Annotated in this window: 25 protein-coding genes; 24 read left to right on the top strand and 1 reads right to left on the bottom strand. The window is 57.9% G+C overall.

Features of this window, described 5'->3' with window-relative positions; genetic code table 11:
* Window positions 1-592 precede the first annotated feature (592 nt).
* From rpmH to glmS, 21 genes are all read left to right on the top strand, one after another.
* Window positions 593-727, top strand: coding sequence for a 50S ribosomal protein L34 (gene rpmH / locus LOY45_RS26855; protein WP_002551315.1), 135 nt, complete (start codon window positions 593-595; stop codon window positions 725-727).
* A gap of 13 nt (window positions 728-740) precedes the next feature.
* Window positions 741-1,145 (top strand): ribonuclease P protein component, encoded by a 405-nt coding sequence (gene rnpA / locus LOY45_RS26850; RefSeq protein WP_010222710.1) that lies wholly within the window; start codon window positions 741-743, stop codon window positions 1,143-1,145.
* Window positions 1,138-1,383 carry a membrane protein insertion efficiency factor YidD gene (gene yidD, locus LOY45_RS26845; RefSeq protein ID WP_080764817.1) on the top strand — a complete coding sequence of 82 codons (246 nt, stop codon included), beginning with the start codon at window positions 1,138-1,140 and terminating at the stop codon, window positions 1,381-1,383. The genes rnpA and yidD overlap by 8 nt, the downstream gene beginning before the upstream one ends.
* Before the next feature lie 2 nt (window positions 1,384-1,385).
* Window positions 1,386-3,068, top strand: a complete 1,683-nt coding sequence (gene yidC, locus LOY45_RS26840) for a membrane protein insertase YidC (RefSeq protein WP_258578602.1) — start codon at window positions 1,386-1,388, stop codon at window positions 3,066-3,068.
* A gap of 83 nt (window positions 3,069-3,151) precedes the next feature.
* Window positions 3,152-4,522: a tRNA uridine-5-carboxymethylaminomethyl(34) synthesis GTPase MnmE gene (gene mnmE, locus LOY45_RS26835; protein WP_258578601.1), complete on the top strand. Its 1,371-nt coding sequence runs from the start codon at window positions 3,152-3,154 to the stop codon at window positions 4,520-4,522.
* Window positions 4,523-5,039: 517 nt separating this feature from the next.
* A complete protein-coding gene (mnmG, locus tag LOY45_RS26830; protein ID WP_115084996.1) occupies window positions 5,040-6,932 on the top strand; it encodes a tRNA uridine-5-carboxymethylaminomethyl(34) synthesis enzyme MnmG in 1,893 nt (630 codons plus the stop codon).
* Window positions 6,929-7,573, top strand: coding sequence for a 16S rRNA (guanine(527)-N(7))-methyltransferase RsmG (rsmG, locus tag LOY45_RS26825; RefSeq protein ID WP_115084562.1), 645 nt, complete (start codon window positions 6,929-6,931; stop codon window positions 7,571-7,573). The genes mnmG and rsmG overlap by 4 nt, the downstream gene beginning before the upstream one ends.
* A gap of 18 nt (window positions 7,574-7,591) precedes the next feature.
* Window positions 7,592-8,383, top strand: coding sequence for a ParA family protein (locus LOY45_RS26820; RefSeq protein ID WP_010222720.1), 792 nt, complete (start codon window positions 7,592-7,594; stop codon window positions 8,381-8,383).
* A 9-nt stretch (window positions 8,384-8,392) separates the two neighbouring features.
* A complete protein-coding gene (locus LOY45_RS26815) occupies window positions 8,393-9,265 on the top strand; it encodes a ParB/RepB/Spo0J family partition protein (protein ID WP_258578600.1) in 873 nt (290 codons plus the stop codon).
* 149 nt (window positions 9,266-9,414) lie between these two features.
* The gene (locus tag LOY45_RS26810; RefSeq protein WP_010222722.1) at window positions 9,415-9,822 is read left to right on the top strand and encodes a F0F1 ATP synthase subunit I; all 408 of its coding nucleotides are present in this window, start codon (window positions 9,415-9,417) and stop codon (window positions 9,820-9,822) included.
* A 16-nt stretch (window positions 9,823-9,838) separates the two neighbouring features.
* Entirely contained in the window at window positions 9,839-10,708 is an 870-nt protein-coding gene (atpB, locus tag LOY45_RS26805; protein WP_115084564.1) for a F0F1 ATP synthase subunit A, read from the top strand.
* Between the two features lie 143 nt (window positions 10,709-10,851).
* Window positions 10,852-11,109, top strand: a complete 258-nt coding sequence (gene atpE, locus LOY45_RS26800) for a F0F1 ATP synthase subunit C (protein ID WP_003097235.1) — start codon at window positions 10,852-10,854, stop codon at window positions 11,107-11,109.
* A 57-nt stretch (window positions 11,110-11,166) separates the two neighbouring features.
* On the top strand, window positions 11,167-11,637 hold the full coding sequence (locus LOY45_RS26795) for a F0F1 ATP synthase subunit B (protein ID WP_010222733.1): 471 nt from the start codon (window positions 11,167-11,169) through the stop codon (window positions 11,635-11,637).
* 12 nt (window positions 11,638-11,649) lie between these two features.
* Window positions 11,650-12,186 carry a F0F1 ATP synthase subunit delta gene (locus tag LOY45_RS26790; RefSeq protein ID WP_115084566.1) on the top strand — a complete coding sequence of 179 codons (537 nt, stop codon included), beginning with the start codon at window positions 11,650-11,652 and terminating at the stop codon, window positions 12,184-12,186.
* 21 nt (window positions 12,187-12,207) lie between these two features.
* Window positions 12,208-13,752 (top strand): F0F1 ATP synthase subunit alpha, encoded by a 1,545-nt coding sequence (atpA, locus tag LOY45_RS26785; RefSeq protein WP_038997914.1) that lies wholly within the window; start codon window positions 12,208-12,210, stop codon window positions 13,750-13,752.
* A 50-nt stretch (window positions 13,753-13,802) separates the two neighbouring features.
* A complete protein-coding gene (gene atpG, locus LOY45_RS26780) occupies window positions 13,803-14,663 on the top strand; it encodes a F0F1 ATP synthase subunit gamma (protein WP_038997915.1) in 861 nt (286 codons plus the stop codon).
* A gap of 27 nt (window positions 14,664-14,690) precedes the next feature.
* Window positions 14,691-16,067, top strand: a complete 1,377-nt coding sequence (gene atpD / locus LOY45_RS26775) for a F0F1 ATP synthase subunit beta (RefSeq protein WP_115084568.1) — start codon at window positions 14,691-14,693, stop codon at window positions 16,065-16,067.
* Window positions 16,068-16,111: 44 nt separating this feature from the next.
* Window positions 16,112-16,531 carry a F0F1 ATP synthase subunit epsilon gene (locus LOY45_RS26770; protein WP_038997917.1) on the top strand — a complete coding sequence of 140 codons (420 nt, stop codon included), beginning with the start codon at window positions 16,112-16,114 and terminating at the stop codon, window positions 16,529-16,531.
* A 123-nt stretch (window positions 16,532-16,654) separates the two neighbouring features.
* A complete protein-coding gene (glmU, locus tag LOY45_RS26765) occupies window positions 16,655-18,022 on the top strand; it encodes a bifunctional UDP-N-acetylglucosamine diphosphorylase/glucosamine-1-phosphate N-acetyltransferase GlmU (protein WP_258578599.1) in 1,368 nt (455 codons plus the stop codon).
* 186 nt (window positions 18,023-18,208) lie between these two features.
* The gene (locus LOY45_RS26760) at window positions 18,209-18,988 is read left to right on the top strand and encodes a DeoR/GlpR family DNA-binding transcription regulator (protein ID WP_134065270.1); all 780 of its coding nucleotides are present in this window, start codon (window positions 18,209-18,211) and stop codon (window positions 18,986-18,988) included.
* Window positions 18,988-20,823, top strand: coding sequence for a glutamine--fructose-6-phosphate transaminase (isomerizing) (gene glmS, locus LOY45_RS26755; RefSeq protein ID WP_115084574.1), 1,836 nt, complete (start codon window positions 18,988-18,990; stop codon window positions 20,821-20,823). The genes LOY45_RS26760 and glmS overlap by 1 nt, the downstream gene beginning before the upstream one ends.
* 173 nt (window positions 20,824-20,996) lie before the next feature.
* Here glmS and LOY45_RS26750 read toward each other — a convergent pair whose 3' ends face one another.
* A complete protein-coding gene (locus LOY45_RS26750; RefSeq protein WP_258578598.1) occupies window positions 20,997-21,800 on the bottom strand; it encodes an AraC family transcriptional regulator in 804 nt (267 codons plus the stop codon).
* 108 nt (window positions 21,801-21,908) lie between these two features.
* On the opposite strand from LOY45_RS26750, the gene LOY45_RS26745 reads away from it, so the two are divergent.
* Genes LOY45_RS26745 through LOY45_RS26735 form a run of 3 tightly spaced genes read left to right on the top strand, consistent with a single transcriptional unit; the run spans window position 21,909 to window position 25,028 of the window.
* Complete coding sequence (locus tag LOY45_RS26745; RefSeq protein WP_258578597.1) at window positions 21,909-22,097, top strand: DUF1656 domain-containing protein; 189 nt, start codon at window positions 21,909-21,911, stop codon at window positions 22,095-22,097.
* A gap of 10 nt (window positions 22,098-22,107) precedes the next feature.
* The gene (locus LOY45_RS26740; protein WP_258578596.1) at window positions 22,108-23,019 is read left to right on the top strand and encodes an efflux RND transporter periplasmic adaptor subunit; all 912 of its coding nucleotides are present in this window, start codon (window positions 22,108-22,110) and stop codon (window positions 23,017-23,019) included.
* On the top strand, window positions 23,019-25,028 hold the full coding sequence (locus LOY45_RS26735) for an FUSC family protein (protein WP_258578595.1): 2,010 nt from the start codon (window positions 23,019-23,021) through the stop codon (window positions 25,026-25,028). Before LOY45_RS26740 ends, LOY45_RS26735 begins: the two co-directional genes overlap by 1 nt.
* The last annotated feature ends 252 nt before the right edge of the window (window positions 25,029-25,280 follow it).

Below are 25,280 nucleotides of genomic sequence, written 5' to 3'. Positions count from 1 at the left end.
GGATATCCCCTGAGTTGAAAGCCGGTGAGGCAAAAACAAGCGCCCATTGTACCCAGCGCCAGCGCAGTTATCCACATGCAGGTGCGTCGAGGATGGCGATAAATCAGCAGTTTAGTGACCAAAATGTCGTTCTGGCCATGTGAATAAGCCCTGTGGATAACCGCGCCTGAGGTCTTTGCACAACTGGGGGTCGAAATCGGTGGATAACCTGCCTGTGGATAACAGGCCATTTGATCCACAGCTTTTCCGAGGGTACAACACAGTCAGAGCACCTCTTCTCGACAAGGTTTCTTTCCTCTGTACATTACGTGTTTCAAGGGCTCTAGCTTGTTATCCACAGAAATCGTCCACATAAGATTTATAAGATTCACTAAAAAGCTTTAAATAAGTCCTCTCTTTTTTTCTATGTTTAAGTGATCCGTTACTCGCGACCTGTCAGCCCGCTCCGAGCGATCCCCCGAATGAAGCCGATTTTCCGTCCATAAGGAAAAGCTGGTTGGAAATTGACCTACGGCCCTGCTTTCTCTAGAATCGCCGGTCTCTTAAAACGGGGGCCATTCCGGCCCGTTGTCGACGAACCAGGTAACACGCCATGAAACGTACTTTCCAACCAAGCACCATCAAGCGCGCTCGCACTCACGGTTTCCGTGCCCGTATGGCCACCAAGAACGGTCGTGCCGTTCTGTCGCGTCGCCGTGCCAAAGGCCGTAAGCGCCTGGCAGTTTGATTTTTCGGCACTGGTGGTGAGTCAGGACTTCAGTCGGGAAAAGCGTCTGCTTATTCCCCGACACTTCAAAGCGGTCTTCGACTCCCCAACCGGCAAGGTTCCAGGGAAATGCCTGCTGATCCTTGCTCGCGAGAACGGTCTTGATCATCCCCGCCTGGGGCTTGTGATCGGGAAAAAGAGCGTCAAGCTCTCCGTTCAACGCAATCGCCTGAAACGCCTGATGCGCGATTCGTTTCGCCTGAACCAGCATTCGCTTGCCGGTTGGGATATCGTGATCGTCGCGCGCAAAGGGTTGGGCGAGATTGAAAACCCAGAATTGCACCAACATTTTGGCAAGCTCTGGAAGCGCCTTGCACGCAGTCGGCCCGCTCCAGTGGTTAACACCGACTCTGTGGGGGTAGACAGTCAAGATGCGTAAACTGGCGCTCGTTCCGATCCAGTTTTACCGTTATGCCATTAGTCCTCTGATGGCCAGTCACTGTCGTTTCTACCCCAGTTGCTCCTGCTATGCGTACGAAGCCATCGAAACACATGGCCTTTTACGCGGCGGGTGGCTTACCGTTCGTCGCCTGGGGCGTTGTCATCCGTGGAATGCCGGTGGTTTTGACCCGGTTCCACCTGCCTCCTCTTCCCGTACTTCTTCGATAGCCGAGTAATCATGGATATTAAACGCACGATCCTGATCGTCGCCCTGGCAATCGTGTCCTACGTCATGGTCCTTAACTGGAACCAGGACTATGGCCAGGCTGCCCTGCCGACTCAGAATACTGCTGCCAGCAACGTTGCCCCGGCCCTGCCGGACACCGCGCAGGCCGGTAACACTGGCGCCAGCGCCGATGTACCGAGCGCCAACGCTGAATCCAGCCCAGCAGAACTTGCCCCGGTAGTGGTCAGCAAGGACCTGATTCGGGTCAAGACTGATGTCCTCGATCTGGCTATCGATCCCAAAGGTGGTGACATCGCCCAGCTGATGCTGCCGAAGTACCCACGCCGTCAGGACCATCCGGACATTCCGTTCCAGTTGTTCGACAACGGTGGTGAGCGTACTTACCTGGCACAGAGCGGTCTGACTGGCGCCAACGGCCCGGATGCACGTTCGTCTGGCCGTCCGCTGTATGCCGCTGATCAGAAAAGTTATCAACTGGCCGATGGTCAGGACCAACTGGTCGTCGACCTGAAGTTCAGCGATGCCGGCGTCAACTACATCAAGCGCTTCAGCTTCAAACGCGGTGAGTACGACCTGACCGTCACCTACCTGATCGACAACCAGAGCGCCCAGCCCTGGACCGGTAACCTGTTCGCGCAACTCAAGCGCGACGCCAGCTCGGATCCTTCCTCGAGCACCGCAACCGGTACGGCGACCTATCTGGGTGCCGCCCTGTGGACAAGTTCGGAGCCCTACAAAAAGGTGTCGATGAAAGACATCGACAAGGGAAATCTGAAAGAAAATGTTTCCGGTGGCTGGGTAGCCTGGCTGCAGCACTACTTTGTAACTGCCTGGATTCCTAACAAGTCTGACAACAACATCGTTCAGACCCGTAAGGACAGCCAAGGCAATTACATCATCGGTTTCACCGGCCCGGCATTGAACGTTGCCGCCGGCGGTAAAGCCGAAACCAGCACCGTGTTGTATGCCGGTCCCAAGGTTCAGGACAAACTCAAAGAGTTGTCCCCAGGTCTGGAACTGACCGTCGACTACGGCATTCTGTGGTTCATTGCCCAGCCCATCTTCTGGCTGCTGCAACATATCCACAGCCTGCTCAGCAACTGGGGCTGGTCGATCATTGTCCTGACCATGCTGATCAAGGCACTGTTCTTCCCGCTGTCGGCTGCCAGCTACCGTTCGATGGCGCGCATGCGTGCCGTGGCACCAAAACTGGCGATCTTGAAAGAACAACATGGCGACGACCGGCAGAAAATGTCGCAAGCCATGATGGAGCTGTACAAGAAAGAGAAGATCAACCCGCTCGGCGGCTGCCTGCCGATCCTGGTGCAGATGCCGGTCTTCCTCTCGCTGTACTGGGTTCTGCTGGAAAGCGTCGAGATGCGTCAGGCGCCATGGATGTTCTGGATCACTGACCTGTCGATCAAGGATCCGTTCTTCATCCTGCCGATCATCATGGGCGCGACCATGTTCATCCAGCAGCAGCTGAACCCGACTCCGCCGGATCCGATGCAGGCCAAGGTGATGAAGCTGATGCCAATCATCTTCACCTTCTTCTTCCTGTGGTTCCCTGCAGGTCTGGTGCTGTACTGGGTTGTGAACAACTGCTTGTCGATCGCACAGCAGTGGTACATCACCCGCGGCATCGAAAAGGCTACCAAGAAAGCCGCTGCTTGACGGGTTAGCCAGCTAACCTGTGGATAAACGCCCCCTCGTGGGGCGTTTTGCTATCTGTCGTTTTTGTCGTGAGGCCTTCGAGCATGAACACTGTGCGTGAAACCATTGCCGCCATCGCTACCGCCCAGGGACGTGGGGGCGTGGGGATCGTGCGGCTATCCGGCCCTCTGGCCGAACAAGCCGGGCTGGCCATCTGTGGAAAAACGTTAACGCCGCGGCACGCCCATTACGGCCCGTTCCGCGCTGAAGATGGCCTGGTACTGGATGAAGGCATTGCGCTGTTTTTCCCAGGGCCCAACTCCTTCACCGGTGAAGACGTGCTGGAGCTGCAGGGCCACGGCGGCCCGGTTGTGCTCGATATGCTCCTGCAGCGCTGTGTACAACTGGGTTGCCGCCTGGCGCGTCCGGGGGAATTCAGCGAGCGTGCGTTCCTCAACGACAAGCTCGACCTGGCCCAGGCCGAGGCAATCGCCGACCTGATCGAAGCCAGTTCTTCCCAGGCGGCGCGTAATGCCTTGCGCTCGCTGCAGGGCGAGTTTTCCCGACGTGTGGATAACCTCACGGAGAAATTGATCAGCCTGCGTATTTATGTGGAAGCGGCAATCGACTTCCCCGAAGAAGAAATCGACTTTCTCGCCGACGGTCACGTGCTGGGTATGCTCGATGACGTGCGCAACAATTTATCCACAGTGCAGCGCGAAGCCGGGCAGGGGGCTTTGCTGCGTGACGGCATGACGGTGGTGATTGCCGGCCGGCCGAACGCCGGCAAGTCGAGCCTGCTTAACGTTCTGGCTGGCCGCGAGGCGGCGATTGTCACCGATATCGCCGGCACCACCCGGGACATCCTGCGCGAACATATCCACATCGACGGCATGCCGCTGCACGTTGTCGACACGGCCGGGTTGCGTGATACCGATGACCATGTGGAAAAGATCGGCGTCGAACGCGCCCTCAAGGCTATCAACGAAGCCGATCGGGTATTGCTGGTGGTCGACTCCACAGCACCGGAAGCCAGTGATCCGTTTGCCCTGTGGCCGGAATTCCTCGATCTGCGTCCGGATCCGGCCAAGGTCACGCTGATTCGTAACAAGGCGGATTTGAGCGGCGACGCGATTGCCATGGAACAGAGTGAAGATGGCCATGTCACCATTACCCTCAGTGCCAAGGACAGCGACATGGGCCTTGAGCTGCTGCGCGAGCACCTGAAGGCCTGCATGGGTTATGAACAGACTGCCGAAAGCAGCTTCAGCGCACGCAGGCGCCACCTGGAGGCATTGCGTCAGGCCAGTGCACACCTGGAGCACGGCCGCGCCCAGTTGACCCTTGCCGGTGCCGGTGAACTGCTGGCAGAGGATCTGCGCCAGGCTCAACAAGCCCTGGGCGAGATTACCGGGGCATTCAGCTCTGATGACTTGCTTGGGCGGATCTTCTCCAGTTTCTGTATCGGCAAGTAAACATCCTGATCTACCGTCGGGTCTGCAACGGACCCGACTGCAGCAGCCTTTTTCTCCAATCCCCTCTCCTGGTCAGTACAGCCACAGTGCTCGTGCTGCGCTGATGCCTGCGCGTCTATCCACAATTCTCTGACATAAGCCCTGTGGAAAACCCACCTTCAGCTCCGTTGATAACTGGCCTTCAAGGCTGGAGATAACTACGCTTGTGGGTAACTGACCATTTCATCCACAGGCTTAAAGCGCTTATCCAGAACGCTCATCCCGGGTAGACCACAGGGTTTTGAATCTCTGTACATAAGGTAAATAAAGGCCTGTAGAACCTTATCCACAGAAAGGTGCCTGACTAAGAATAAACATAAAAACAAAGCTTTAATAAATTTCTCTCTTTTAATTTCTATTACTCGCCATTCATCCACAGCCTGGTTAAATTTTGTGCAAAAGGTTCCTTTAGAGGGGGGTAAGTCCCTATACTTGTGCGTTATCCCTATCTATTCCCGAAACAGGCACGAGGTGCGTGGTGGATTTCCCTTCCCGTTTTGAAGTGATCGTCATCGGCGGCGGCCATGCCGGTACCGAGGCTGCGCTTGCGTCTGCACGCATGGGTGTAAAAACCCTGCTGTTGACCCACAACGTGGAAACCCTCGGTCATATGAGTTGCAACCCGGCCATCGGTGGCATCGGCAAGAGCCACCTGGTCAAGGAAATCGATGCGCTCGGCGGTGCGATGGCACTGGCCACTGACAAGAGCGGTATCCAGTTCCGTGTTTTGAACAACCGCAAAGGCCCAGCCGTGCGCGCTACTCGCGCCCAGGCCGACCGCGCCATCTACAAATCGGTGGTGCGCGAGATTCTCGAGAACCAGCCCAACCTGTGGATATTCCAGCAGTCGTGCGACGACCTGATCGTCGAGCAGGACCAGGTACGTGGGGTGGTGACGCAAATGGGTCTGCGTTTTCTCGCTGACTCCGTAGTGCTGACCACCGGAACCTTTCTCGGTGGACTTATCCACATCGGTTTGCAGAATTACTCCGGCGGCCGCGCCGGCGATCCGCCATCGATTGCCCTGGCTCGCCGCCTGCGTGAACTGCCGCTGCGCGTTGGTCGCTTGAAAACCGGTACGCCGCCGCGCATCGACGGCCGCTCTGTGGATTTCTCGGTGATGACCGAGCAACCGGGTGACACGCCGATCCCGGTGATGTCGTTCATGGGCTCCAAGGAGCAGCATCCGCGTCAGGTCAGCTGCTGGATTACCCACACCAACGCCCGGACCCACGAGATCATTGCCTCGAACCTCGATCGTTCGCCGATGTACTCCGGGGTCATCGAAGGCATTGGCCCACGCTACTGCCCGTCGATCGAAGACAAGATCCACCGCTTCGCAGACAAGGAAAGCCATCAGGTGTTCATCGAGCCCGAAGGCCTGAACACCCACGAGCTCTATCCGAACGGGATATCCACATCCCTGCCGTTCGATGTGCAGTTGCAGATCGTCCGCTCGATCCGCGGCATGGAAAACGCCCACATCGTGCGCCCGGGCTACGCCATCGAATACGACTACTTCGATCCACGTGATCTCAAGTACAGCCTGGAAACCAAGGTGATTGGCGGGCTGTTCTTTGCCGGCCAGATCAACGGCACCACTGGCTACGAAGAAGCCGGTGCCCAGGGTCTGCTCGCGGGTACCAACGCCGCACTGCGTGCGCAAGGCCGCGAAAGCTGGTGCCCACGCCGCGATGAAGCGTACATCGGGGTGCTGGTCGACGACCTGATTACCCTGGGTACCCAGGAGCCGTACCGCATGTTCACTTCGCGCGCCGAATACCGGCTGATCCTGCGTGAAGACAACGCCGATCTGCGCCTGACTGAGAAAGGTCGCGAACTGGGCCTGGTCGATGACGAGCGCTGGGCCGCGTTCAGTGCCAAGCGCGAAAGCATCGCCCTGGAAGAACAGCGTCTCAAATCCACCTGGGTCCGCCCGGACACCACCCAAGGTCAGGCCATTGCCGAGAAATTCGGCACGCCGTTGAGCCATGAATACAACCTGCTCAACCTGCTGACTCGCCCGGAAATCGATTACGCCGGGCTGATGGAAGTGACCGGCGGTGCCGAGATCGACCCGCAGGTGGCCGAACAGGTTGAAATCAAGACCAAATACGCCGGTTACATCGACCGGCAACAGGAAGAAATCGCCCGGCTGCGCGCCAGCGAAGACACCCGCCTGCCCGACGATATCGATTACAGCGGTATTTCCGGGCTGTCCAAGGAAATCCAGGGCAAGCTCGGCCAGACCCGGCCCGAGACCCTGGGCCAGGCTTCGCGTATCCCCGGCGTGACCCCGGCGGCGATTTCCCTGTTGCTGATTCATCTGAAAAAACGCGGCGCAGGCCGCGAGTTGGAGCAAAGCGCTTGAGTTCTCAGGTCACCCCTCAACACGCCGAAGAGTTGTCCACAGGCGCCCGCCAGCTCGGTGTCGAGCTGAGCGAGGCCCAGCAGGCACAACTGCTGGCCTACCTGGCCTTGCTGATCAAGTGGAACAAGGCCTACAACCTGACCGCCGTGCGCAATCCGGACGAAATGGTTTCCCGCCATCTGCTCGACAGCCTCAGCGTCATGCCGTTTATCCACAGCGAGCGCTGGCTGGATGTCGGCAGCGGCGGTGGCATGCCGGGCATTCCTTTGGCTATCCTGCATCCGGACAAGCAAGTCACGGTGCTCGACAGCAACGGCAAGAAAACCCGCTTCCTGACCCAGGTAAAGCTTGAACTCAAACTGGATAACCTCACAGTTATCCACAAGCGGGTAGAGGAGTTCCAACCGGAGCTGCCTTTCACCGGAATTGTTTCCCGTGCTTTCAGCAGCATGGAGAACTTCACCAACTGGACGCGCCACCTCGGTGACGCCCAGACGCAGTGGCTGGCAATGAAAGGGCTGCATCCTGCCGATGAGCTGGTAGCATTGCCGGCAGATTTCAGAGTGGATAGCGAGCAGGCCTTGACCGTTCCGGGTTGCCAAGGCCAACGCCATCTGCTGATACTGCGCCGCACGGCATGACTGGGAACACAAGCAAGAATGGCTAAGGTATTCGCAATCGCGAACCAGAAAGGTGGTGTGGGCAAAACCACCACCTGTATCAATCTCGCAGCATCGCTGGTGGCAACCAAGCGCCGCGTGCTGCTGATCGATCTCGATCCACAGGGCAACGCCACCATGGGTAGCGGTGTGGATAAACACGTCCTGGAACATTCGGTCTATGACCTGTTGATCGGCGAATGCGACCTGGCCCAGGCCATGCACTTCTCCGAGCACGGCGGCTATCAGCTGCTGCCGGCCAACCGCGACCTGACCGCCGCCGAAGTGGTCCTGCTGGAAATGCAGATGAAGGAGAGCCGCCTGCGCACCGCGCTGGCGCCGATCCGCGAGAATTACGACTACATCCTGATCGACTGCCCGCCGTCGCTGTCGATGCTGACCCTCAACGCCCTGGTCGCCGCCGATGGCGTGATCATTCCGATGCAATGTGAATACTTTGCCCTGGAAGGCTTGAGCGACCTTGTGGATAACATCAAGCGGATCGGCGAGCGGCTGAACCCGCAGCTCAAGGTCGAAGGCCTGCTGCGGACCATGTACGACCCACGTCTGAGCCTGATCAACGATGTTTCCGCACAGCTCAAGGAACACTTCGGCGACCAGCTGTACGACACCGTGATTCCACGCAACATCCGCCTTGCCGAGGCCCCGAGCTTCGGCATGCCGGCCCTGGCCTACGACAAGCAATCGCGTGGCGCCCTGGCATACCTGGCACTGGCCGGGGAACTGGTTCGTCGCCAACGTCGTCAAACCCGCACTGCACAGACAACTTAAGGAATCCGCATGGCCGTTAAGAAACGGGGTCTCGGACGTGGGTTGGATGCACTGCTCAGTGGTCCGACCGTCAGCGCGCTCGAAGAGCAGGCTGTCCAGGTCGACCAAAAGGAACTGCAACACCTGCCGCTCGACCTGATCCAGCGCGGCAAGTACCAGCCGCGCCGGAACATGGACCCGCAGGCTCTGGAAGAACTCGCCCACTCGATCAAGAGCCAGGGCGTGATGCAGCCGATCGTGGTGCGCCCGATCGCTGACAACAAATTCGAGATCATCGCCGGTGAACGCCGCTGGCGCGCCAGCCAGCAGGCCGGCATGGACACCATCCCGGCCATGGTCCGCGATGTGCCGGATGAAGCGGCCATCGCCATGGCCCTGATCGAGAACATCCAGCGCGAAGATCTCAACCCGGTGGAAGAGGCCATCGCCCTGCAGCGTCTGCAGCAGGAATTCCAGCTGACCCAGCAACAGGTCGCCGATGCTGTGGGCAAGTCGCGGGTAACCGTGGCCAACCTGCTGCGCTTGATCTCGTTGCCAGAGGTGATCAAGACCATGTTGTCCCACGGCGACCTGGAAATGGGTCACGCCCGGGCATTGCTCGGATTGCCGGATGAACAGCAGGTCGATGGGGCGCGTCACGTTGTCGCACGCGGCCTGACCGTGCGCCAGACTGAAGCACTGGTTCGCCAGTGGCTCAACGGTAAGCCTGAGGCCGCAGAACCTGCCAAGCCGGACCCGGACATCACCCGCCTTGAACAGCGTCTGGCAGAGCGTCTGGGCTCGGCCGTACAGATTCGTCACGGCAACAAGGGCAAGGGCCAGTTAGTTATCCGTTACAACTCACTAGATGAGTTGCAAGGTGTGCTTGCTCACATCCGCTGAAACAATTCCTTTTGTAGCGCGTAGTCGGAAATCACTACCCGGCAGTTGAATAGGGGTTAAACCGCCCCTATACTCTGCGCGCATTTTGTCGGCACAAATTATGCCAAGTCATAGCTGACTGGTTGGTCGACTTTCGAGGAGCAGTTGTGATGGAAACCCGCACGCCAAACCGCTTGCCTTTCCATCGCTGGGCGGTTTTTCCGGTACTGTTGGCTCAATGTGTCGTGTTTCTGCTGGCAACTTTGGCGTTGTGGCAGTGGCACGGGGCGGTCAGTGGATATTCGGCACTCTGCGGAGGGCTGATTGCCTGGCTGCCGAATGTGTATTTCGCCTGGAAGGCTTTTCGTTACACGGGAGCCAGGGCAGCGCAGGCCATCGTCAAGTCGTTCTACGCTGGCGAGGCAGGCAAGTTGATTTTGACGGCAGTGCTTTTTGCACTGACGTTCGCAGGAGTGAAGCCATTGGCGCCGTTAGCAGTCTTCGGTGTCTTTCTGCTGACCCAGTTGGTCAGCTGGTTCGCGCCCCTGCTGATGAATATAAGACTTTCGAGACCTTAGGGCGTTTGAGGCAACCATGGCAGCAGAAACCGCTTCGGGCTATATCCAGCACCACTTGCAGAACCTGACCTTCGGTCAACTACCAGACGGCGGTTGGGGCTTTGCCCATTCCGCAGCAGAAGCCAAGGCAATGGGCTTCTGGGCTTTCCACCTGGATACCCTGGGTTGGTCGGTCGCACTGGGTCTGCTTTTCGTATTCCTGTTCCGCATGGCAGCCAAGAAGGCGACTTCCGGTCAGCCTGGCGGCCTGCAGAACTTCGTAGAAGTGCTGGTTGAGTTCGTCGACGGCAGCGTCAAGGACAGCTTCCACGGCCGCAGCCCGGTGATCGCCCCGCTGGCGCTGACCATTTTCGTCTGGGTCTTCCTGATGAACGCCGTCGACCTGATCCCGGTCGACTGGATTCCGCAACTGGCCATCCTGATCTCCGGTGATCCGCACATTCCGTTCCGTGCCGTTTCGACCACCGACCCGAACGCGACCCTGGCCATGGCCTTCAGCGTATTCGCCCTGATCATTTTCTACAGCATCAAGGTCAAAGGCCTCGGCGGCTTCCTCGGCGAGCTGACCCTGCACCCGTTCGGCAGCAAGAACATCTTCGTTCAGATCCTGCTGATTCCGGTCAACTTCCTGCTCGAATTCGTGACCCTGATTGCCAAGCCAATCTCGCTGGCCCTGCGTCTGTTCGGCAACATGTACGCCGGCGAGCTGGTGTTCATCCTGATTGCCGTGATGTTCGGCAGCGGCCTGCTCTGGCTCAGCGGCCTGGGCGTGGTGCTGCAGTGGGCGTGGGCTGTGTTCCACATCCTGATCATCACCCTGCAAGCGTTCATCTTCATGATGCTTACCATCGTCTACCTGTCGATGGCTCACGAAGATAACCATTAAGACCGCCTGGCGTGTCTGATGACCCTTGCGCCGGTACGGGGAAGGGTCGAAAAAGTCCGCAAGGGCAGCTGTACCAAACGATTTTGTTTTACCGCTTCAAACTAAAAAACCTAACCAATACGACGTAAAAGTCGGGAGGAAAGATGGAAACTGTAGTTGGTCTTACCGCTATCGCTGTTGCTCTGCTGATCGGCCTGGGTGCTCTGGGTACCGCCATTGGTTTCGGCCTGCTGGGCGGCAAGTTCCTGGAAGGCGCTGCTCGTCAGCCAGAGATGGTTCCAATGCTGCAAGTTAAAATGTTCATCGTTGCCGGTCTGCTCGACGCCGTAACCATGATCGGTGTTGGTATCGCTCTGTTCTTCACCTTCGCTAATCCCTTCGTTGGTCAAATCGCCGGCTAATCACTCGAATTCTCGAGTGGTTTGGTGTGATGGACAAAGAACGAGCGAGGTGTTGGCGTGAACATTAATGCAACCCTGATTGGTCAGTCCGTTGCGTTCTTCATTTTTGTGCTGTTCTGCATGAAGTTCGTGTGGCCTCCGGTCATCGCGGCATTGCAAGAACGTCAGAAGAAGATCGCGGATGGACTGGACGCTGCCAACCGAGCAGCTCGCGACCTGGAGTTGGCCCAAGACAAAGCGGGTCAGCAACTGCGCGAAGCGAAAGCTCAGGCAGCCGAAATCATTGAGCAAGCCAAGAAGCGCGGTGCTCAGATCGTCGAGGAAGCCCGTGATCAGGCCCGCGTCGAAGCTGACCGTGTGAAGGCTCAGGCTCAGGCCGAGATCGAACAGGAAATTAACGGTGTCAAAGACGCCCTGCGTGCCCAAGTGGGTCTGCTGGCTGTCGGCGGTGCTGAAAAGATCCTTGGCGCCACAATCGATCAAAACGCGCATGCGGAGCTGGTTAATAAACTGGCCGCTGAAATTTAAGCGAGGGCGATCATGGCAGAACTGACCACGTTGGCCCGACCTTACGCTAAGGCGGCCTTTGAGCACGCCCAGGCCCATCAGCAACTGGCCAATTGGTCAGCCATGCTCGGCCTGGCTGCTGCAGTGTCGGAAGACGACACGATGCAGCGCCTGCTCAAGGCCCCGCGACTGACGAGCGCAGAAAAGGCCGCCGCGTTTATTGACGTGTGCGGTGACAAGTTCGATGCACAGGCACAGAATTTCATTCATGTTGCCGCGGAAAACGACCGTCTCCTGCTTTTGCCGGAGATTTCGGCTTTGTTCGACCTGTACAAGGCTGAACAAGAGAAATCCGTGGACGTGGAAGTCACCAGTGCTTTTGCGTTGAACCAAGAACAGCAAGACAAACTCGCCAAGGTTCTCAGTGCACGGCTCAGCCGGGAAGTGCGCCTGCATGCGACGGAGGATGCCACCCTGATCGGTGGTGTCGTGATCCGCGCCGGCGACCTGGTAATCGATGGCTCGGTTCGCGGCAAAATCGCGAAACTGGCCGAAGCATTGAAATCTTGAGTTTGAAGGGGCAGCAGAGCAATGCAGCAACTCAATCCTTCCGAAATTAGTGAAATCATCAAGGGTCGCATCGAGAAACTCGACGTGACCTCCCAAGCCCGCAACGAGGGTACCGTCGTCAGCGTTTCTGACGGTATCGTGCGGATTCACGGTCTGGCCGACGTTATGTACGGCGAAATGATCGAGTTTCCAGGTGGCGTGTTCGGTATGGCCCTCAACCTGGAGCAAGACTCCGTTGGTGCGGTAGTACTGGGCGCCTACGACACCCTCGCTGAAGGCATGAGCGCCAAGTGCACCGGCCGCATCCTCGAGGTTCCAGTTGGTAAGGAACTGCTGGGTCGCGTAGTCGACGCACTGGGTAACCCAATCGACGGCAAAGGCCCACTGGGCAACACCGAGACCGACGCGGTCGAGAAAGTTGCTCCGGGCGTGATCTGGCGTAAGTCGGTAGACCAGCCTGTACAGACTGGCTACAAATCTGTCGACGCCATGATCCCGGTCGGCCGTGGCCAGCGCGAGCTGATCATCGGTGACCGTCAGATCGGTAAGACCGCCATGGCGATCGACGCCATCATCAACCAGAAAGACTCCGGTATTTTCTGTGTTTATGTTGCTGTCGGCCAGAAGCGTTCCACCGTTGCCAACATCGTTCGCAAGCTGGAAGAAAACGGCGCCCTGGCCAACACCATCGTGGTGGTTGCCAGTGCTTCGGAATCCGCCGCACTGCAATTCCTGGCGCCATACGCCGGTTGCACCATGGGCGAGTTCTTCCGTGACCGCGGTGAAGACGCGCTGATCGTATACGATGACCTGTCCAAGCAGGCCGTTGCCTACCGTCAGATCTCCCTGCTGCTGCGCCGTCCACCAGGACGTGAAGCGTACCCAGGTGACGTGTTCTATCTCCACTCCCGTCTGCTGGAGCGTGCATCGCGCGTTTCCGAAGAGTACGTCGAGAAGTTCACCAACGGTGCTGTAACTGGCAAGACCGGTTCCCTGACCGCACTGCCGATCATCGAAACCCAGGCTGGCGACGTTTCCGCGTTCGTTCCGACCAACGTGATTTCCATCACCGACGGTCAGATCTTCCTGGAATCGGCCATGTTCAACTCGGGCATCCGCCCTGCAGTGAACGCCGGTGTTTCGGTATCCCGTGTGGGTGGTGCCGCTCAGACCAAGATCATCAAGAAGCTCTCCGGTGGTATCCGTACCGCTCTGGCTCAGTACCGTGAACTGGCGGCATTCGCCCAGTTCGCTTCTGACCTGGACGAAGCCACCCGTAAGCAACTCGAGCACGGTCAACGTGTTACCGAGCTGATGAAGCAGAAGCAATACGCTCCAATGTCCATCGCGGACATGGCGCTGTCGCTGTATGCCGCTGAGCGTGGGTTCCTGACCGACGTTGAAATCGCCAAGATTGGTAGCTTCGAACAAGCACTGATCGCTTACTTCAACCGTGATCACGCCGAACTGATGGCGAAGATCAACGTGAAGGGTGACTTCAACGACGAAATCGACGCTGGCATCAAAGCCGGTATCGAGAAGTTCAAGGCCACCCAAACCTGGTAAGCCGCAGCGGGGGCTTTGCGGCCCCCGCTTGCTAACCTGATAGGTGTTACATGGCAGGCGCAAAAGAGATTCGCAGTAAGATTGCGAGCATCAAAAGCACGCAAAAAATTACCAGCGCCATGGAAAAAGTGGCGGTCAGTAAAATGCGCAAGGCACAAATGCGCATGGCTGCTAGCCGTCCTTACGCGGAGCGTATCCGCCAGGTTATCGGTCATCTGGCCAACGCCAACCCGGAATACCGCCACCCCTTCATGATCGAACGCGAAGTAAAGCGCGTTGGTTATGTCGTCGTGAGCAGTGACCGTGGTCTGTGCGGTGGCTTGAACACCAACCTGTTCAAGGCTCTGGTCAAGGACATGGCGGTCAACCGCGAGCAAGGTATCGAGATCGATCTTTGCGTGGTTGGCAGCAAGGGTGCGGCGTTTTTCCGCAGCTTCGGCGGCAACGTCGTAGCCGCAATCAGCCACCTGGGCGAAGAGCCGTCGATCAATGATCTGATCGGCAGCGTCAAGGTCATGCTGGACGCTTACCTGGATGGTCGTATCGACCGTCTGTCCGTGGTATCGAACAAGTTCGTCAATACCATGACGCAAGCCCCAACGGTCGAGCAGTTGATTCCGTTGGTTGCAACCCCGGATCAAGAACTCAAGCACCACTGGGACTACCTCTACGAACCTGACGCCAAAGAGCTGCTGGACGGCCTGATGGTGCGTTACGTGGAGTCGCAGGTCTACCAGGCGGTGGTCGAGAACAACGCAGCTGAACAAGCTGCCCGGATGATCGCGATGAAGAACGCCACCGACAACGCCGGTGACCTGATCAGCGAATTGCAGCTGATCTACAACAAGGCGCGTCAGGCTGCGATCACCCAAGAGATCTCGGAAATCGTCGGCGGCGCTGCCGCGGTTTAACGGTTCAAATATTCAGAGGATCCAGCTATGAGTAGCGGACGTATCGTTCAAATCATCGGCGCCGTCATCGACGTGGAATTTCCACGTGACAGCGTTCCGAGTGTTTACAACGCGCTGAAAGTAGTAGGCGCGGAAACCACCCTGGAAGTTCAGCAGCAGCTGGGCGACGGCGTGGTTCGTACCATTGCGATGGGCTCGACCGAAGGCTTGAAGCGCGGTCTGGACGTTGCAGACACCGGCGCAGCCATCTCCGTACCAGTCGGTAAAGCGACCCTGGGCCGGATCATGGACGTCCTGGGTAACCCAATCGACGAAGCTGGTCCGATCGGTGAAGAAGAGCGCTGGGGTATCCACCGCGACGCTCCTTCGTTCGCTGACCAGGCAGGCGGCAACGACCTGCTGGAAACCGGCATCAAGGTTATCGACCTGGTTTGCCCGTTCGCCAAGGGCGGTAAAGTTGGTCTGTTCGGTGGTGCCGGTGTAGGCAAAACCGTAAACATGATGGAACTGATCCGTAACATCGCCATCGAGCACAGCGGTTATTCCGTGTTCGCCGGTGTGGGTGAGCGTACTCGTGAGGGTAACGACTTCTACCACGAGATGAAGGACTCCAACGTTCTCGACAAAGTAGCGCTGGTCTACGGTCAGATGAACGAGCCACCAGGAAACCGTCTGCGCGTAGCGCTGACCGGCCTGACCATGGCTGAGAAGTTCCGTGACGAAGGTAACGACGTTCTGCTGTTCGTCGACAACATCTATCGTTACACCCTGGCCGGTACCGAAGTATCCGCTCTGCTGGGCCGTATGCCTTCGGCAGTAGGTTACCAGCCGACCCTGGCTGAAGAGATGGGCGTTCTGCAAGAGCGTATCACTTCGACCAAGGAAGGTTCGATCACCTCGATCCAGGCCGTATACGTACCTGCGGACGACCTGACCGACCCGTCGCCAGCGACCACCTTCGCCCACTTGGACGCTACCGTCGTACTGTCCCGTGACATCGCCTCCCTGGGTATCTACCCAGCGGTCGATCCACTGGACTCGACTTCGCGCCAGCTGGACCCGAACGTGATCGGCAACGAGCACTACGACACCGCTCGTGGCGTTCAGTATGTTCTGCAGCGCTACAAAGAGCTGAAGGACATCATCGCCATTCTGGGTATGGACGAACTGTCCGAAACCGACAAGCAGCTGGTATCGCGCGCTCGTAAGATCCAGCGCTTCCTGTCCCAGCCGTTCTTCGTGGCCGAAGTCTTCACCGGTTCTCCAGGTAAATACGTTTCCCTGAAAGACACCATTGCAGGCTTCAGCGGCATCCTCAAAGGTGACTACGACCACCTGCCAGAACAAGCGTTCTACATGGTCGGCAGCATCGAAGAAGCCGTCGAGAAAGCCAAGAAACTGTAATCCCGGCGCCCCGCAAGGGGCGCTAATCAGGTTGAGGCAAGCAGATGGCTATGACAGTCCATTGCGATATCGTCAGCGCGGAAGGGGAAATTTTCTCCGGTCTGGTCGAGATGGTGATTGCGCACGGCAACCTGGGTGATCTTGGTATCGCTCCAGGCCACGCCCCGCTGATCACTAATCTGAAGCCAGGTCCGATCACGCTGACCAAGCAGGGTGGCGCCCAAGAGGTGTTCTACATCTCTGGTGGTTTCCTCGAGGTCCAGCCGAACATGGTCAAGGTGCTTGCCGATACTGTGCAACGTGCTGCAGACCTGGACGAGGCTCAGGCTCAGGAAGCCCTCAAGGCTGCCGAGAACGCCCTGAATCTGAAAGGCGCGGATTTCGACTACGGCGCCGCCGCCGCACGTCTGGCCGAGGCCGCAGCCCAGTTGCGTACCGTCCAGCAAATGCGCAAAGGCAAGTAATCTGGCGCTCGCCGATCACTTCCGTTGCGATTGAGTTAAAGGGTAGCCTCGGCTACCCTTTTTCTTTTTCCGAATTTCTTCTTCTGGTCACAGCGCTGACCCCCCAGGATTGGTAGCCAGTCAATGTCTCTCGATATCGTTATTCTCGCCGCAGGCCAAGGTACCCGCATGCGCTCGGCGCTGCCCAAGGTGCTGCATCCGGTCGCCGGCGACTCCATGCTCGGCCATGTTATCCACAGTGCCCGCCAACTGCAGCCGCAGGGTATTCATGTGGTGATCGGGCATGGTGCGGAGCTGGTACGTGAACGACTGGCCGCCGATGACCTGAACTTCGTGCTGCAAGACAAGCAGTTGGGCACCGGCCACGCCGTGGCCCAGGCCCTACCGGCACTGAATGCCGATACCGTGCTGATCCTCTACGGCGATGTACCACTGATCGAGGTAGACACGCTCAAGCGTTTGCTTGCCAAGGTCACCCCGCAGCAGCTTGGCCTGCTGACCGTGACCCTGGATGATCCGACCGGCTATGGCCGCATCGTCCGTGATGCCCAGGGTCAGGTGGCGGCGATCGTCGAGCACAAGGATGCCAGCGACGCACAGAAAGCTATCAACGAAGGCAACACCGGCATCCTCGCCGTCCCGGGCGCGCGCCTGGCTGACTGGCTGGGCCGGCTGTCGAACAACAACGCCCAGGGCGAGTACTACCTCACCGACGTCATCGCCATGGCCGTGGCCGATGGCCTGGTGGTCGCCACCGAACAGCCGCTGGACCCGATGGAAGTGCAGGGCGCCAACGACCGTCGCCAGCTGGCTGAGCTGGAGCGTCACTATCAGCTGCGCGAAGGCCGCCGCCTGATGGCCCAGGGCGTGACCCTGCGTGACCCGGCGCGCTTCGATGTACGTGGTGAAGTGACCGTTGGTCGCGACGTGCTGATCGATATCAACGTGATCCTCGAAGGTCGCGTGGTCATCGAAGACGACGTCGTCATCGGCCCGAACTGCGTGATCAAGAACAGCACCCTGCGCAAGGGTGTGGTGGTCAAAGCCAACAGCCATCTGGAAGGCGCGATCATGGGTGAAGGCAGTGATGCCGGCCCGTTTGCCCGCCTGCGTCCAGGCAGCGTGCTCGAAGCGTGTGCCCATGTGGGTAACTTTGTCGAATTGAAGAACGCCCACCTGGGTGAAGGCGCCAAGGCCGGTCACCTGACTTACCTGGGTGATGCCGAGGTCGGCGCGCGTACCAACATTGGGGCCGGCACCATCACCTGTAACTATGACGGCGCCAACAAGTTCAAGACCGTGCTGGGTGAAGACGTGTTCATCGGCTCGAACAACTCGCTGGTAGCGCCTGTGGATATCCTCGACGGCGCCACCACCGCAGCGGGTTCAACTATTACCCAGAACGTTGAAGCGGCGCAGTTGGCGGTCGGTCGGGCGCGTCAGCGCAATATCGATGGCTGGAAGCGGCCGGAGAAGATCAAGAAGAGCTGAGTTACCCACAGCTGAAAAAGAAGGCCGACGGGATTGTGCATAAGTCGGCCTTTTTCATTCTGTGGATAAAGTCGTGCTGTGGAGAAAGTTGTTCACATTAAGAAAATCTTTTCAGCGTCCTTGACGCATGAGTCGCTATAGGTTTTGATTGGCATCATTATCTTTCGAAACGAAACTTAAGGCACCATGTCGAAACGTAACACTCCCCAACGTCGTCATAACATCCTGGCTTTGCTCAATGAGCAGGGCGAGGTGAGCGTCGACGCTTTGGCCAAGCGTTTCGAAACCTCGGAAGTCACCATCCGCAAGGATCTGGCTGCCCTTGAAGCCAACGGCCTGCTGCTGCGTCGCTATGGCGGTGCGGTAACTCTGCCGCAGGAACTGTTTACTGATCAGGGCCAGCCGGTCTCCCTTTATAAGCAGGCCATCGCCAAGGCTGCTGTGGGACGTATCCGCGAACACGCACGAATCATCATCGACAGTGGCAGCACCACCGCTGCGATGATCCCGGAGCTGGGTCATCAACCCGGTCTGGTGGTGATGACCAACTCGTTGAATGTGGCCCGTGCCCTCAGCGAACTGGAACACGAACCGGTACTGCTGATGACCGGTGGCACCTGGGACCCGCATTCGGAATCGTTCCAGGGCCAGGTAGCCGAGCAGGTACTACGCTCGTACGACTTCGACCAACTGTTCATTGGCGCCGACGGCATCGACCTGGCGCGCGGCACCACCACGTTCAACGAACTGCTGGGCCTGAGCCGGGTGATGGCTGACGTCGCCCGGGAAGTGATCGTCATGGTCGAGTCCGACAAGGTCGGGCGCAAGATCCCCAACCTTGAGCTGCCGTGGAGCAGCGTCAACACCCTTATTACTGATGATCGCCTGCCCACCGAGGCACGCGAACAGATTGAAGCCCGCGGCATCAACGTGATTTGCGCCGCTATCACCCAGGAGCATGACTAATGTGTGGAATCGTTGGTGCCGTCGCCGAACGTAACATCACAACCATTCTGATCGAAGGCCTCAAGCGTCTCGAGTACCGCGGCTATGACAGCGCAGGTCTGGCCGTTTACACCCAGCAGGGCAACCTCGAGCGCCGCCGTCGTATCGGCAAGGTCAGTGAGCTGGAAGCTGCAGTCGGCGCTGAACCGCTGGCCGGCAACCTGGGTATCGCCCATACCCGTTGGGCCACCCACGGTGCCCCAACCGAGCACAATGCTCACCCGCATTTCTCCGGTCATGAACTGGCGGTGGTGCACAACGGCATCATCGAGAACCACGAAGAACTGCGTGAAAAGCTCAAGGGCCTGGGTTACGTATTCAGCTCCGAGACCGATACCGAGGTGATCGTTCACCTGCTGGCTCACACCCTCAAATCTTTGCCTGACCTGGCCGATGCCCTCAAGGCTGCGGTCAAGCAGCTACACGGCGCTTATGGCCTGGCAGTGATCAGCGCCAAGCAGCCTGATCGCCTGTTGGCAGCCCGCAGCGGCAGCCCGCTGGTCATCGGCCTGGGCCACGGCGAGAACTTCCTGGCTTCCGACCAACTGGCCCTGCGCCAGGTCACCGACCGCTTCATGTACCTGGAAGAGGGCGACATCGCCGAAATCCGCCGCGAACAGGTCACCATCTGGGACGTCGCCGGCACCCAGGTCCAGCGCGAAACCGTGCAATACCATGAAGGCGCCGAAGCGGCTGACAAGGGCGAGTACCGTCACTTCATGCTCAAGGAAATCCACGAGCAGCCAACCGTGGTGCAACGCACCCTGGAAGGCCGCCTGGGCAAGGATCACGTGATGGTCCAGGCTTTCGGTCCGCAAGCTGCCGAGCTGTTCGCCAAAGTGCGCAATGTGCAGATCGTTGCCTGCGGCACCAGCTACCATGCCGGTATGGTTGCCCGTTACTGGCTGGAAAGCCTGGCCGGTATTCCTTGCCAGGTCGAAGTCGCCAGCGAGTTCCGCTACCGCAAGGTGGTGGTGCAGCCTGACACCCTGTTCGTCTCGATCTCCCAATCGGGTGAAACCGCCGACACCCTGGCTGCCCTGCGCAACGCCAAGGAACTGGGCTTCCTCGGCAGCCTGGCAATCTGCAACGTCGGCATCAGTTCGCTGGTGCGTGAGTCGGACCTGACCCTGCTGACCCAGGCCGGCCCGGAAATTGGCGTAGCTTCGACCAAGGCCTTCACCACCCAGCTGGTGTCGCTGATGCTGCTGACCCTGTCCCTGGGCCAGGTGCGTGGTACCTTGGCCGCCGGTGTCGAGGCCGAGCTGGTGGAAGAACTGCGTCGCCTGCCAACCCGCCTGGGCGAAGCCCTGGCCATGGATGCGATCGTCGAGAAGACCGCCGAGCTGTTCGCCGACAAGCACCACACCCTGTTCCTCGGTCGTGGCGCGCAGTTCCCGGTAGCGATGGAAGGTGCTCTGAAACTCAAAGAGATCTCCTACATTCACGCCGAAGCCTACCCGGCCGGCGAGCTCAAGCATGGCCCGCTGGCGCTGGTCGACAGCGACATGCCAGTGGTCACTGTGGCGCCGAACAACGAGCTGCTGGAAAAGCTCAAGTCCAACCTGCAGGAAGTCCGCGCTCGCGGTGGCGAGCTGATCGTCTTCGCAGACGAGCAGGCCGGCATGAGCAATGGCGAAGGCACCCATGTAATCGCCGTGCCGCACATCATCGATGCCCTGGCGCCGATCCTCTACACCATCCCGCTGCAACTGCTGTCGTACTACGTGGCGGTGCTCAAGGGTACCGACGTCGACCAGCCGCGTAACCTGGCGAAATCGGTGACCGTCGAGTAACGGTCGCTGCGGTAAAGTCCAGATGGTTTTAAAGAATTAAAACTGTCGCGGATGAAGGGAGCCGCCACTGGCTCCCTTCTTTGACGCGCCCTTCCTATCTCCTGTTGCGCTTGCCGCAACCCTCGTTCGACACTTGCCGGCCATGCCAGCGTCATGCTGCTTTAGCCTGTGTGCTATCTCAGTTTCTGACTCACGATCGCTTCACGAACGTAGCGAGCTGGTGAGTTTCCAAGCGTTTTGCGAAACATGCTGATGAAAGAACTGACAGACTCATAGCCCAACGCTTCGGCGGTGCTCTGCACCGATGCGCCCTCGACCAAGTGCTGCAACGCAACGATTATCTGCCATTGCTTACGCCAATGTCCGAAGGTAAGGCCCGTCTCGCTTTTGATCAGCCGCGCAAGAGTCCGCTCACTCATGGCAACCCTGTCTGCCCACTCGGCCACTGTCACACGACTAGCAGGGGCCTCAGCCAAGGCGCTAGCAATCTTCCGTACTTGCGGGCTCTTCGGAAGCGGTAGATAAAAACGCTCAGTAGGTGCTTGTTCCAGGAGCTCAAGTAGCACCCCAGCAAGCCGCGTAATCTGGCCATCGGCAGGATAATCGTTAGGGCAGCCTGCCAGATGCAAAACCAACTCCAGGATGAGTGGGCTCAATGCCAGGGTGCAGCAATGCTCCGGAAGCTGAGCGATGCCAGGCTCTATGAACAGCAAGCAGATCTTGCCGTTGGCCGTAACGCGGTTGCTATGAACTGTTCCACTTGGAACCCATACACCAAAGCCTGGCGGTACCATCCATAAGCCATCTTCGATGGTGCACACGTTTCCCCCTTTCAATGCCACGACCAGTTGGCCCTTGCGGTGGTAGTGGACAGGTACCTCAGTGTCGTTTTGTTGAGACTCGATCAGCAAGGCCACAGCCGGCTGCGCAAGTGAATCAGGATCATGAAGATCTAGAGGGAAAGCGGTCGTAGCCATAAAGTGCCGCTATGTCTTAATTTGATTATTTATTGTCTTAATAGTCCATATCTGAATCAAGCTGCATTTTCTACGATGCGCTGACTTGGCCAGCAACAGGTGCGATCCATGCTCAGCGAGTTCTCCTTTGCCAACGTGTACTTCCCTCCACTGTTCATCTACCTGCTGGTAGCAACGGTGCTCTATCTCATTTTGGAAAGGATGACGCGACGTTGGTTGGACCTGATGTGGCATCCAAACCTGCTCCGATTCTTCCTGTCGGTGTCCTTGCTTTCTCTGCTGGTCATCAATTTCTGAAGAGGCGTCGATGAATCACGTAGTGAGATTGTTCAAGTTCCTGGCCACCCTGGTTGTTGGTGCCTTTTCACTCTATTTCTGCCTGTCACTTTGGAATGCTTATGTATTGGCACCATGGACCCGAGATGGCCGCATTAGTGCTCAGGTTATCCGAATCGCTCCCGAGGTATCCGGCAGCATCGAGCGGGTTTGGGTCGGTGATAACCAGTGGGTGCAAAAGGGCGATCTGATGTACAGCATCGATGCTCGAAGCTATGCCCTGGCAGTCGATCAAAAAGCCGCCGAACTGGCCGAGGTCAAGGAGGTGTTCCAGCAGCGCAACGAAGAGCTACGCCGCAGGAAGCTGCTTGTAGGTGTAGTGCCCAAGGAAGAGATCGATAACGCTGTACGCTCCAGTGCAATCGCCAAAGCTCGGCTGAACATTGCACAGACCCAGTTGGCACAGGCTCAACTGGAACTACAACGCACCAAGATCTTTGCGCCCGTAGATGGCTACGTCACCCAACTGCGTCTGCAACCCGGTGATTATGCCGTTGCAGGTGGCACCAACATGTTCGTTGTCGACAGCAAGAGTTTCTGGGTCACCGGCTATTTCGAGGAGACCAAACTCACAAATATTCCTCTTGGAGCCAGTGCCAAGGTCAAGCTCATGGGGTTCTCGCCGCTGCTCTCCGGTCATGTGTCGAGCATAGGACGGGGAGTCTCAGATACCAATGAAGTGCGGGCGCAGAACGGTTTACCTCAGGTGAGCCCGACGTTCAGCTGGATTCGACTGGCCCAGAGATTGCCGGTGCGCATTGAAATTGACCACATCCCGGAGGGCGTGGAGCTTGCAGCAGGCATGACAGCAAGTATTGAGGTGGACCAGGCTGATGCACCAAACCATCAGCGTCTGACTCATTGGCTCCAGGAGTATCTGTAATGGGCGCCGTAGCTATAGGTAAACGGTTTGGTGCATTGCCGTTGCCCTTTACTTCTTCTACAAGCCTGTATGTCTTGCGCAGTTGCATGGCAGCAGCTCTGGCATTATGCGTAGGTCTCTACCTGCATCTGGACTCGCCATTCTCCGCGGCCTCTACCGTGCTCCTGCTGGTCAATCCCGTTCAGGGAGCTGTGGTTGGCAAAGGTCTGCATCGTATCGCCGGCACACTGGTAGGTGCCGTAGCCGCATTCGTTCTGGTGGTGTGTTTCGCCCAGCAAATGATCCTGTTGATATTGGGCGTTGGGATATGGCTTGGGCTATGTGTAGCCGCTATGTCTGTAGTTCGGCATTACTACGCAACAACCGCCGTAGTGGCCGGCTACACCGTTTGCCTGGCGTTGGGGCCAGCCATTGTCGAACCTCAGATCAGCTTTGAACACATCGTCTCCCGTGCCACTGCGGTGGTGGTCGGGGCTATTAGTCTGACTCTGGTTACCGTTCTCTTCAGTCGCAAGACAGTCGAGGCTCGGATACGCGACACCGTGATCAGCTTGTGTGTCAAGGCCGCAGCATTGATTGCAGAGAAATACGCACAACCTGCAGATGAGCAGGCGCATCGCAACCGTCTTGTCCTCGCGGCAGAGATCAACAAGATGGACGATCTCCTCGGTCTGGGTCGAGGTGAATCCTGGGTCATCAGTGACAATTTGAAAGCCATCAGGTCTGGCTCGGCTTACTTGCAATCGGCACTGCTGGAACATGAGTTGCCTGCCGACTTGTCGGTACTGGAATCAACACATGCGGTTTCGGCAACGGGCCTTCAGCTTGCTTCGGTAAGCAGGGCATTAAGCGAGCACTCTCTGAGCCTGTCAGAGGCCAAGGTCCGAGTTCGAAATATTCGTGACGAGCTAGCAAGCAAAATAGCTTCGGCTCCCCAATCGAGTCATCCAGTACAACGTACCCTCCTTGCGTTCAGGCGCTTGGACGAGCAGTTGGAAGAGTTCGCTTTGGCCCTGGAAGGCTTCTCTTCCCTAGAGCAAGAAACTGCTCATGTTCATCGCCCATTTCGCTTTCATCGCCATTACGCCGACGGCCTGCGTAACGGGATCAGAGCCCTTCTGGCAACTTTGCTGGCAGGTGCTGTCTGGTACATAAGTGGCTGGGACCAAGGCCCGACCCTGCTGGCAGTTCTGGGGCCCTACTGCACACTGATCGCTGCAATGCCCACCCCCGAAAAAGGCACCGAAAGCTTTCTACGTGGGACGCTGTATGCGATTCCCGCAGCGCTCGCGTGCAAGTTCCTCATCCTGCCGCAGATCAATGGTCTGCCACTGCTTCTGGTCAGCCTGAGCCTTTTCTGGTCGTTCGGCATTCACGCGACTACCTTGCCTTCCCGCGCTTTCCAAGGGGTAGCTTTTCTGATCGCCTTCAACACTTTGGTATCTACTACTCTCGTACCCGCCTATGACTTCAATGATTTCGCGAATCAATCCGTTTCATGGATCATCGCTTTAGGTATCTGTCTGCTTGCGTACCAGCTACTACCAAAACGAAATGACAGGAATTTCGATGGGCTAGTTGAAGCCCTTCATCGCGAGACTCTGGTATTGCTTCGACGGGGTGCTGCCGGTAGTGATCACTCATGGCAGGTACGCCAGCAGCACCGGCTCGCCTCGTTGGCTGCACTGGCACCGGCAACACTCGATAGCCAACATCAACACGAGTACCTGGGCAGGTTGTCACTGCAACTAGCGCGTGAACTGAGGCGGGTGCATGCCGACCTGAAGCATCTTGACCCTCAAGGCCCGATCGCGCAGCTCATCGGCGCTGGTCTGAGCCGCCTCGCTCGCTCCCCTCAAAGCTACCCCCGGATGATCCTTCAATCACACCGAACCGCAAATTCATTGCGTCGGCTTGGCGCGATGCATTTCGCTGCGATCTTCGATGATTTGGCCTGGTTGTTGGGACAGTACGGACACGTTCAAAGTAAAAAAGTGAGGTTCTCATGAAACTGGTTAGCTCAATCCTGCTTGCTCTCTTGCTCCTCAGCCCGCTTAGCCAAGCATCAGATGGTGCAGAGGCATTGGAGCGATGGCACCAAAGATTCAAAGAGGAGCGCAGTCAGGACAAAGGTCGGTCCGAAAAGAAGCCAATTGCGCCATCGACTTCGAACACTAGTAAAAAAACAGACTGACCTGCGCCTCTTCCGGTATTCCAAAGCGATCATGTGAGTACTCTGCTACAGACGCTAATCGCGGTTC

This window comes from Pseudomonas wadenswilerensis (assembly GCF_024749185.1).
GTDB lineage: Bacteria > Pseudomonadota > Gammaproteobacteria > Pseudomonadales > Pseudomonadaceae > Aquipseudomonas > Aquipseudomonas wadenswilerensis.
This window is presented reverse-complemented; position numbering and strand designations above follow the sequence as displayed.

Excerpts from the sequence above, each read along its gene's own strand:
- rpmH (WP_002551315.1), top strand. The coding sequence starts at position 593 with ATGAAACGTACTTTCCAACCAAGCACCATCAAGCGCGCTCGCACTCAC.
- yidD (WP_080764817.1), top strand. The coding sequence starts at position 1,138 with ATGCGTAAACTGGCGCTCGTTCCGATCCAGTTTTACCGTTATGCCATT.
- yidC (WP_258578602.1), top strand. The coding sequence starts at position 1,386 with ATGGATATTAAACGCACGATCCTGATCGTCGCCCTGGCAATCGTGTCC.
- mnmE (WP_258578601.1), top strand. The coding sequence starts at position 3,152 with ATGAACACTGTGCGTGAAACCATTGCCGCCATCGCTACCGCCCAGGGA.
- LOY45_RS26820 (WP_010222720.1), top strand. The coding sequence starts at position 7,592 with ATGGCTAAGGTATTCGCAATCGCGAACCAGAAAGGTGGTGTGGGCAAA.
- LOY45_RS26815 (WP_258578600.1), top strand. The coding sequence starts at position 8,393 with ATGGCCGTTAAGAAACGGGGTCTCGGACGTGGGTTGGATGCACTGCTC.
- LOY45_RS26810 (WP_010222722.1), top strand. The coding sequence starts at position 9,415 with ATGGAAACCCGCACGCCAAACCGCTTGCCTTTCCATCGCTGGGCGGTT.
- atpB (WP_115084564.1), top strand. The coding sequence starts at position 9,839 with ATGGCAGCAGAAACCGCTTCGGGCTATATCCAGCACCACTTGCAGAAC.
- atpE (WP_003097235.1), top strand. The coding sequence starts at position 10,852 with ATGGAAACTGTAGTTGGTCTTACCGCTATCGCTGTTGCTCTGCTGATC.
- LOY45_RS26790 (WP_115084566.1), top strand. The coding sequence starts at position 11,650 with ATGGCAGAACTGACCACGTTGGCCCGACCTTACGCTAAGGCGGCCTTT.
- atpA (WP_038997914.1), top strand. The coding sequence starts at position 12,208 with ATGCAGCAACTCAATCCTTCCGAAATTAGTGAAATCATCAAGGGTCGC.
- atpG (WP_038997915.1), top strand. The coding sequence starts at position 13,803 with ATGGCAGGCGCAAAAGAGATTCGCAGTAAGATTGCGAGCATCAAAAGC.
- atpD (WP_115084568.1), top strand. The coding sequence starts at position 14,691 with ATGAGTAGCGGACGTATCGTTCAAATCATCGGCGCCGTCATCGACGTG.
- LOY45_RS26770 (WP_038997917.1), top strand. The coding sequence starts at position 16,112 with ATGGCTATGACAGTCCATTGCGATATCGTCAGCGCGGAAGGGGAAATT.
- glmU (WP_258578599.1), top strand. The coding sequence starts at position 16,655 with ATGTCTCTCGATATCGTTATTCTCGCCGCAGGCCAAGGTACCCGCATG.
- LOY45_RS26760 (WP_134065270.1), top strand. The coding sequence starts at position 18,209 with ATGTCGAAACGTAACACTCCCCAACGTCGTCATAACATCCTGGCTTTG.
- glmS (WP_115084574.1), top strand. The coding sequence starts at position 18,988 with ATGTGTGGAATCGTTGGTGCCGTCGCCGAACGTAACATCACAACCATT.
- LOY45_RS26750 (WP_258578598.1), bottom strand. The coding sequence starts at position 21,800 with ATGGCTACGACCGCTTTCCCTCTAGATCTTCATGATCCTGATTCACTT.
- LOY45_RS26745 (WP_258578597.1), top strand. The coding sequence starts at position 21,909 with ATGCTCAGCGAGTTCTCCTTTGCCAACGTGTACTTCCCTCCACTGTTC.
- LOY45_RS26740 (WP_258578596.1), top strand. The coding sequence starts at position 22,108 with ATGAATCACGTAGTGAGATTGTTCAAGTTCCTGGCCACCCTGGTTGTT.
- LOY45_RS26735 (WP_258578595.1), top strand. The coding sequence starts at position 23,019 with ATGGGCGCCGTAGCTATAGGTAAACGGTTTGGTGCATTGCCGTTGCCC.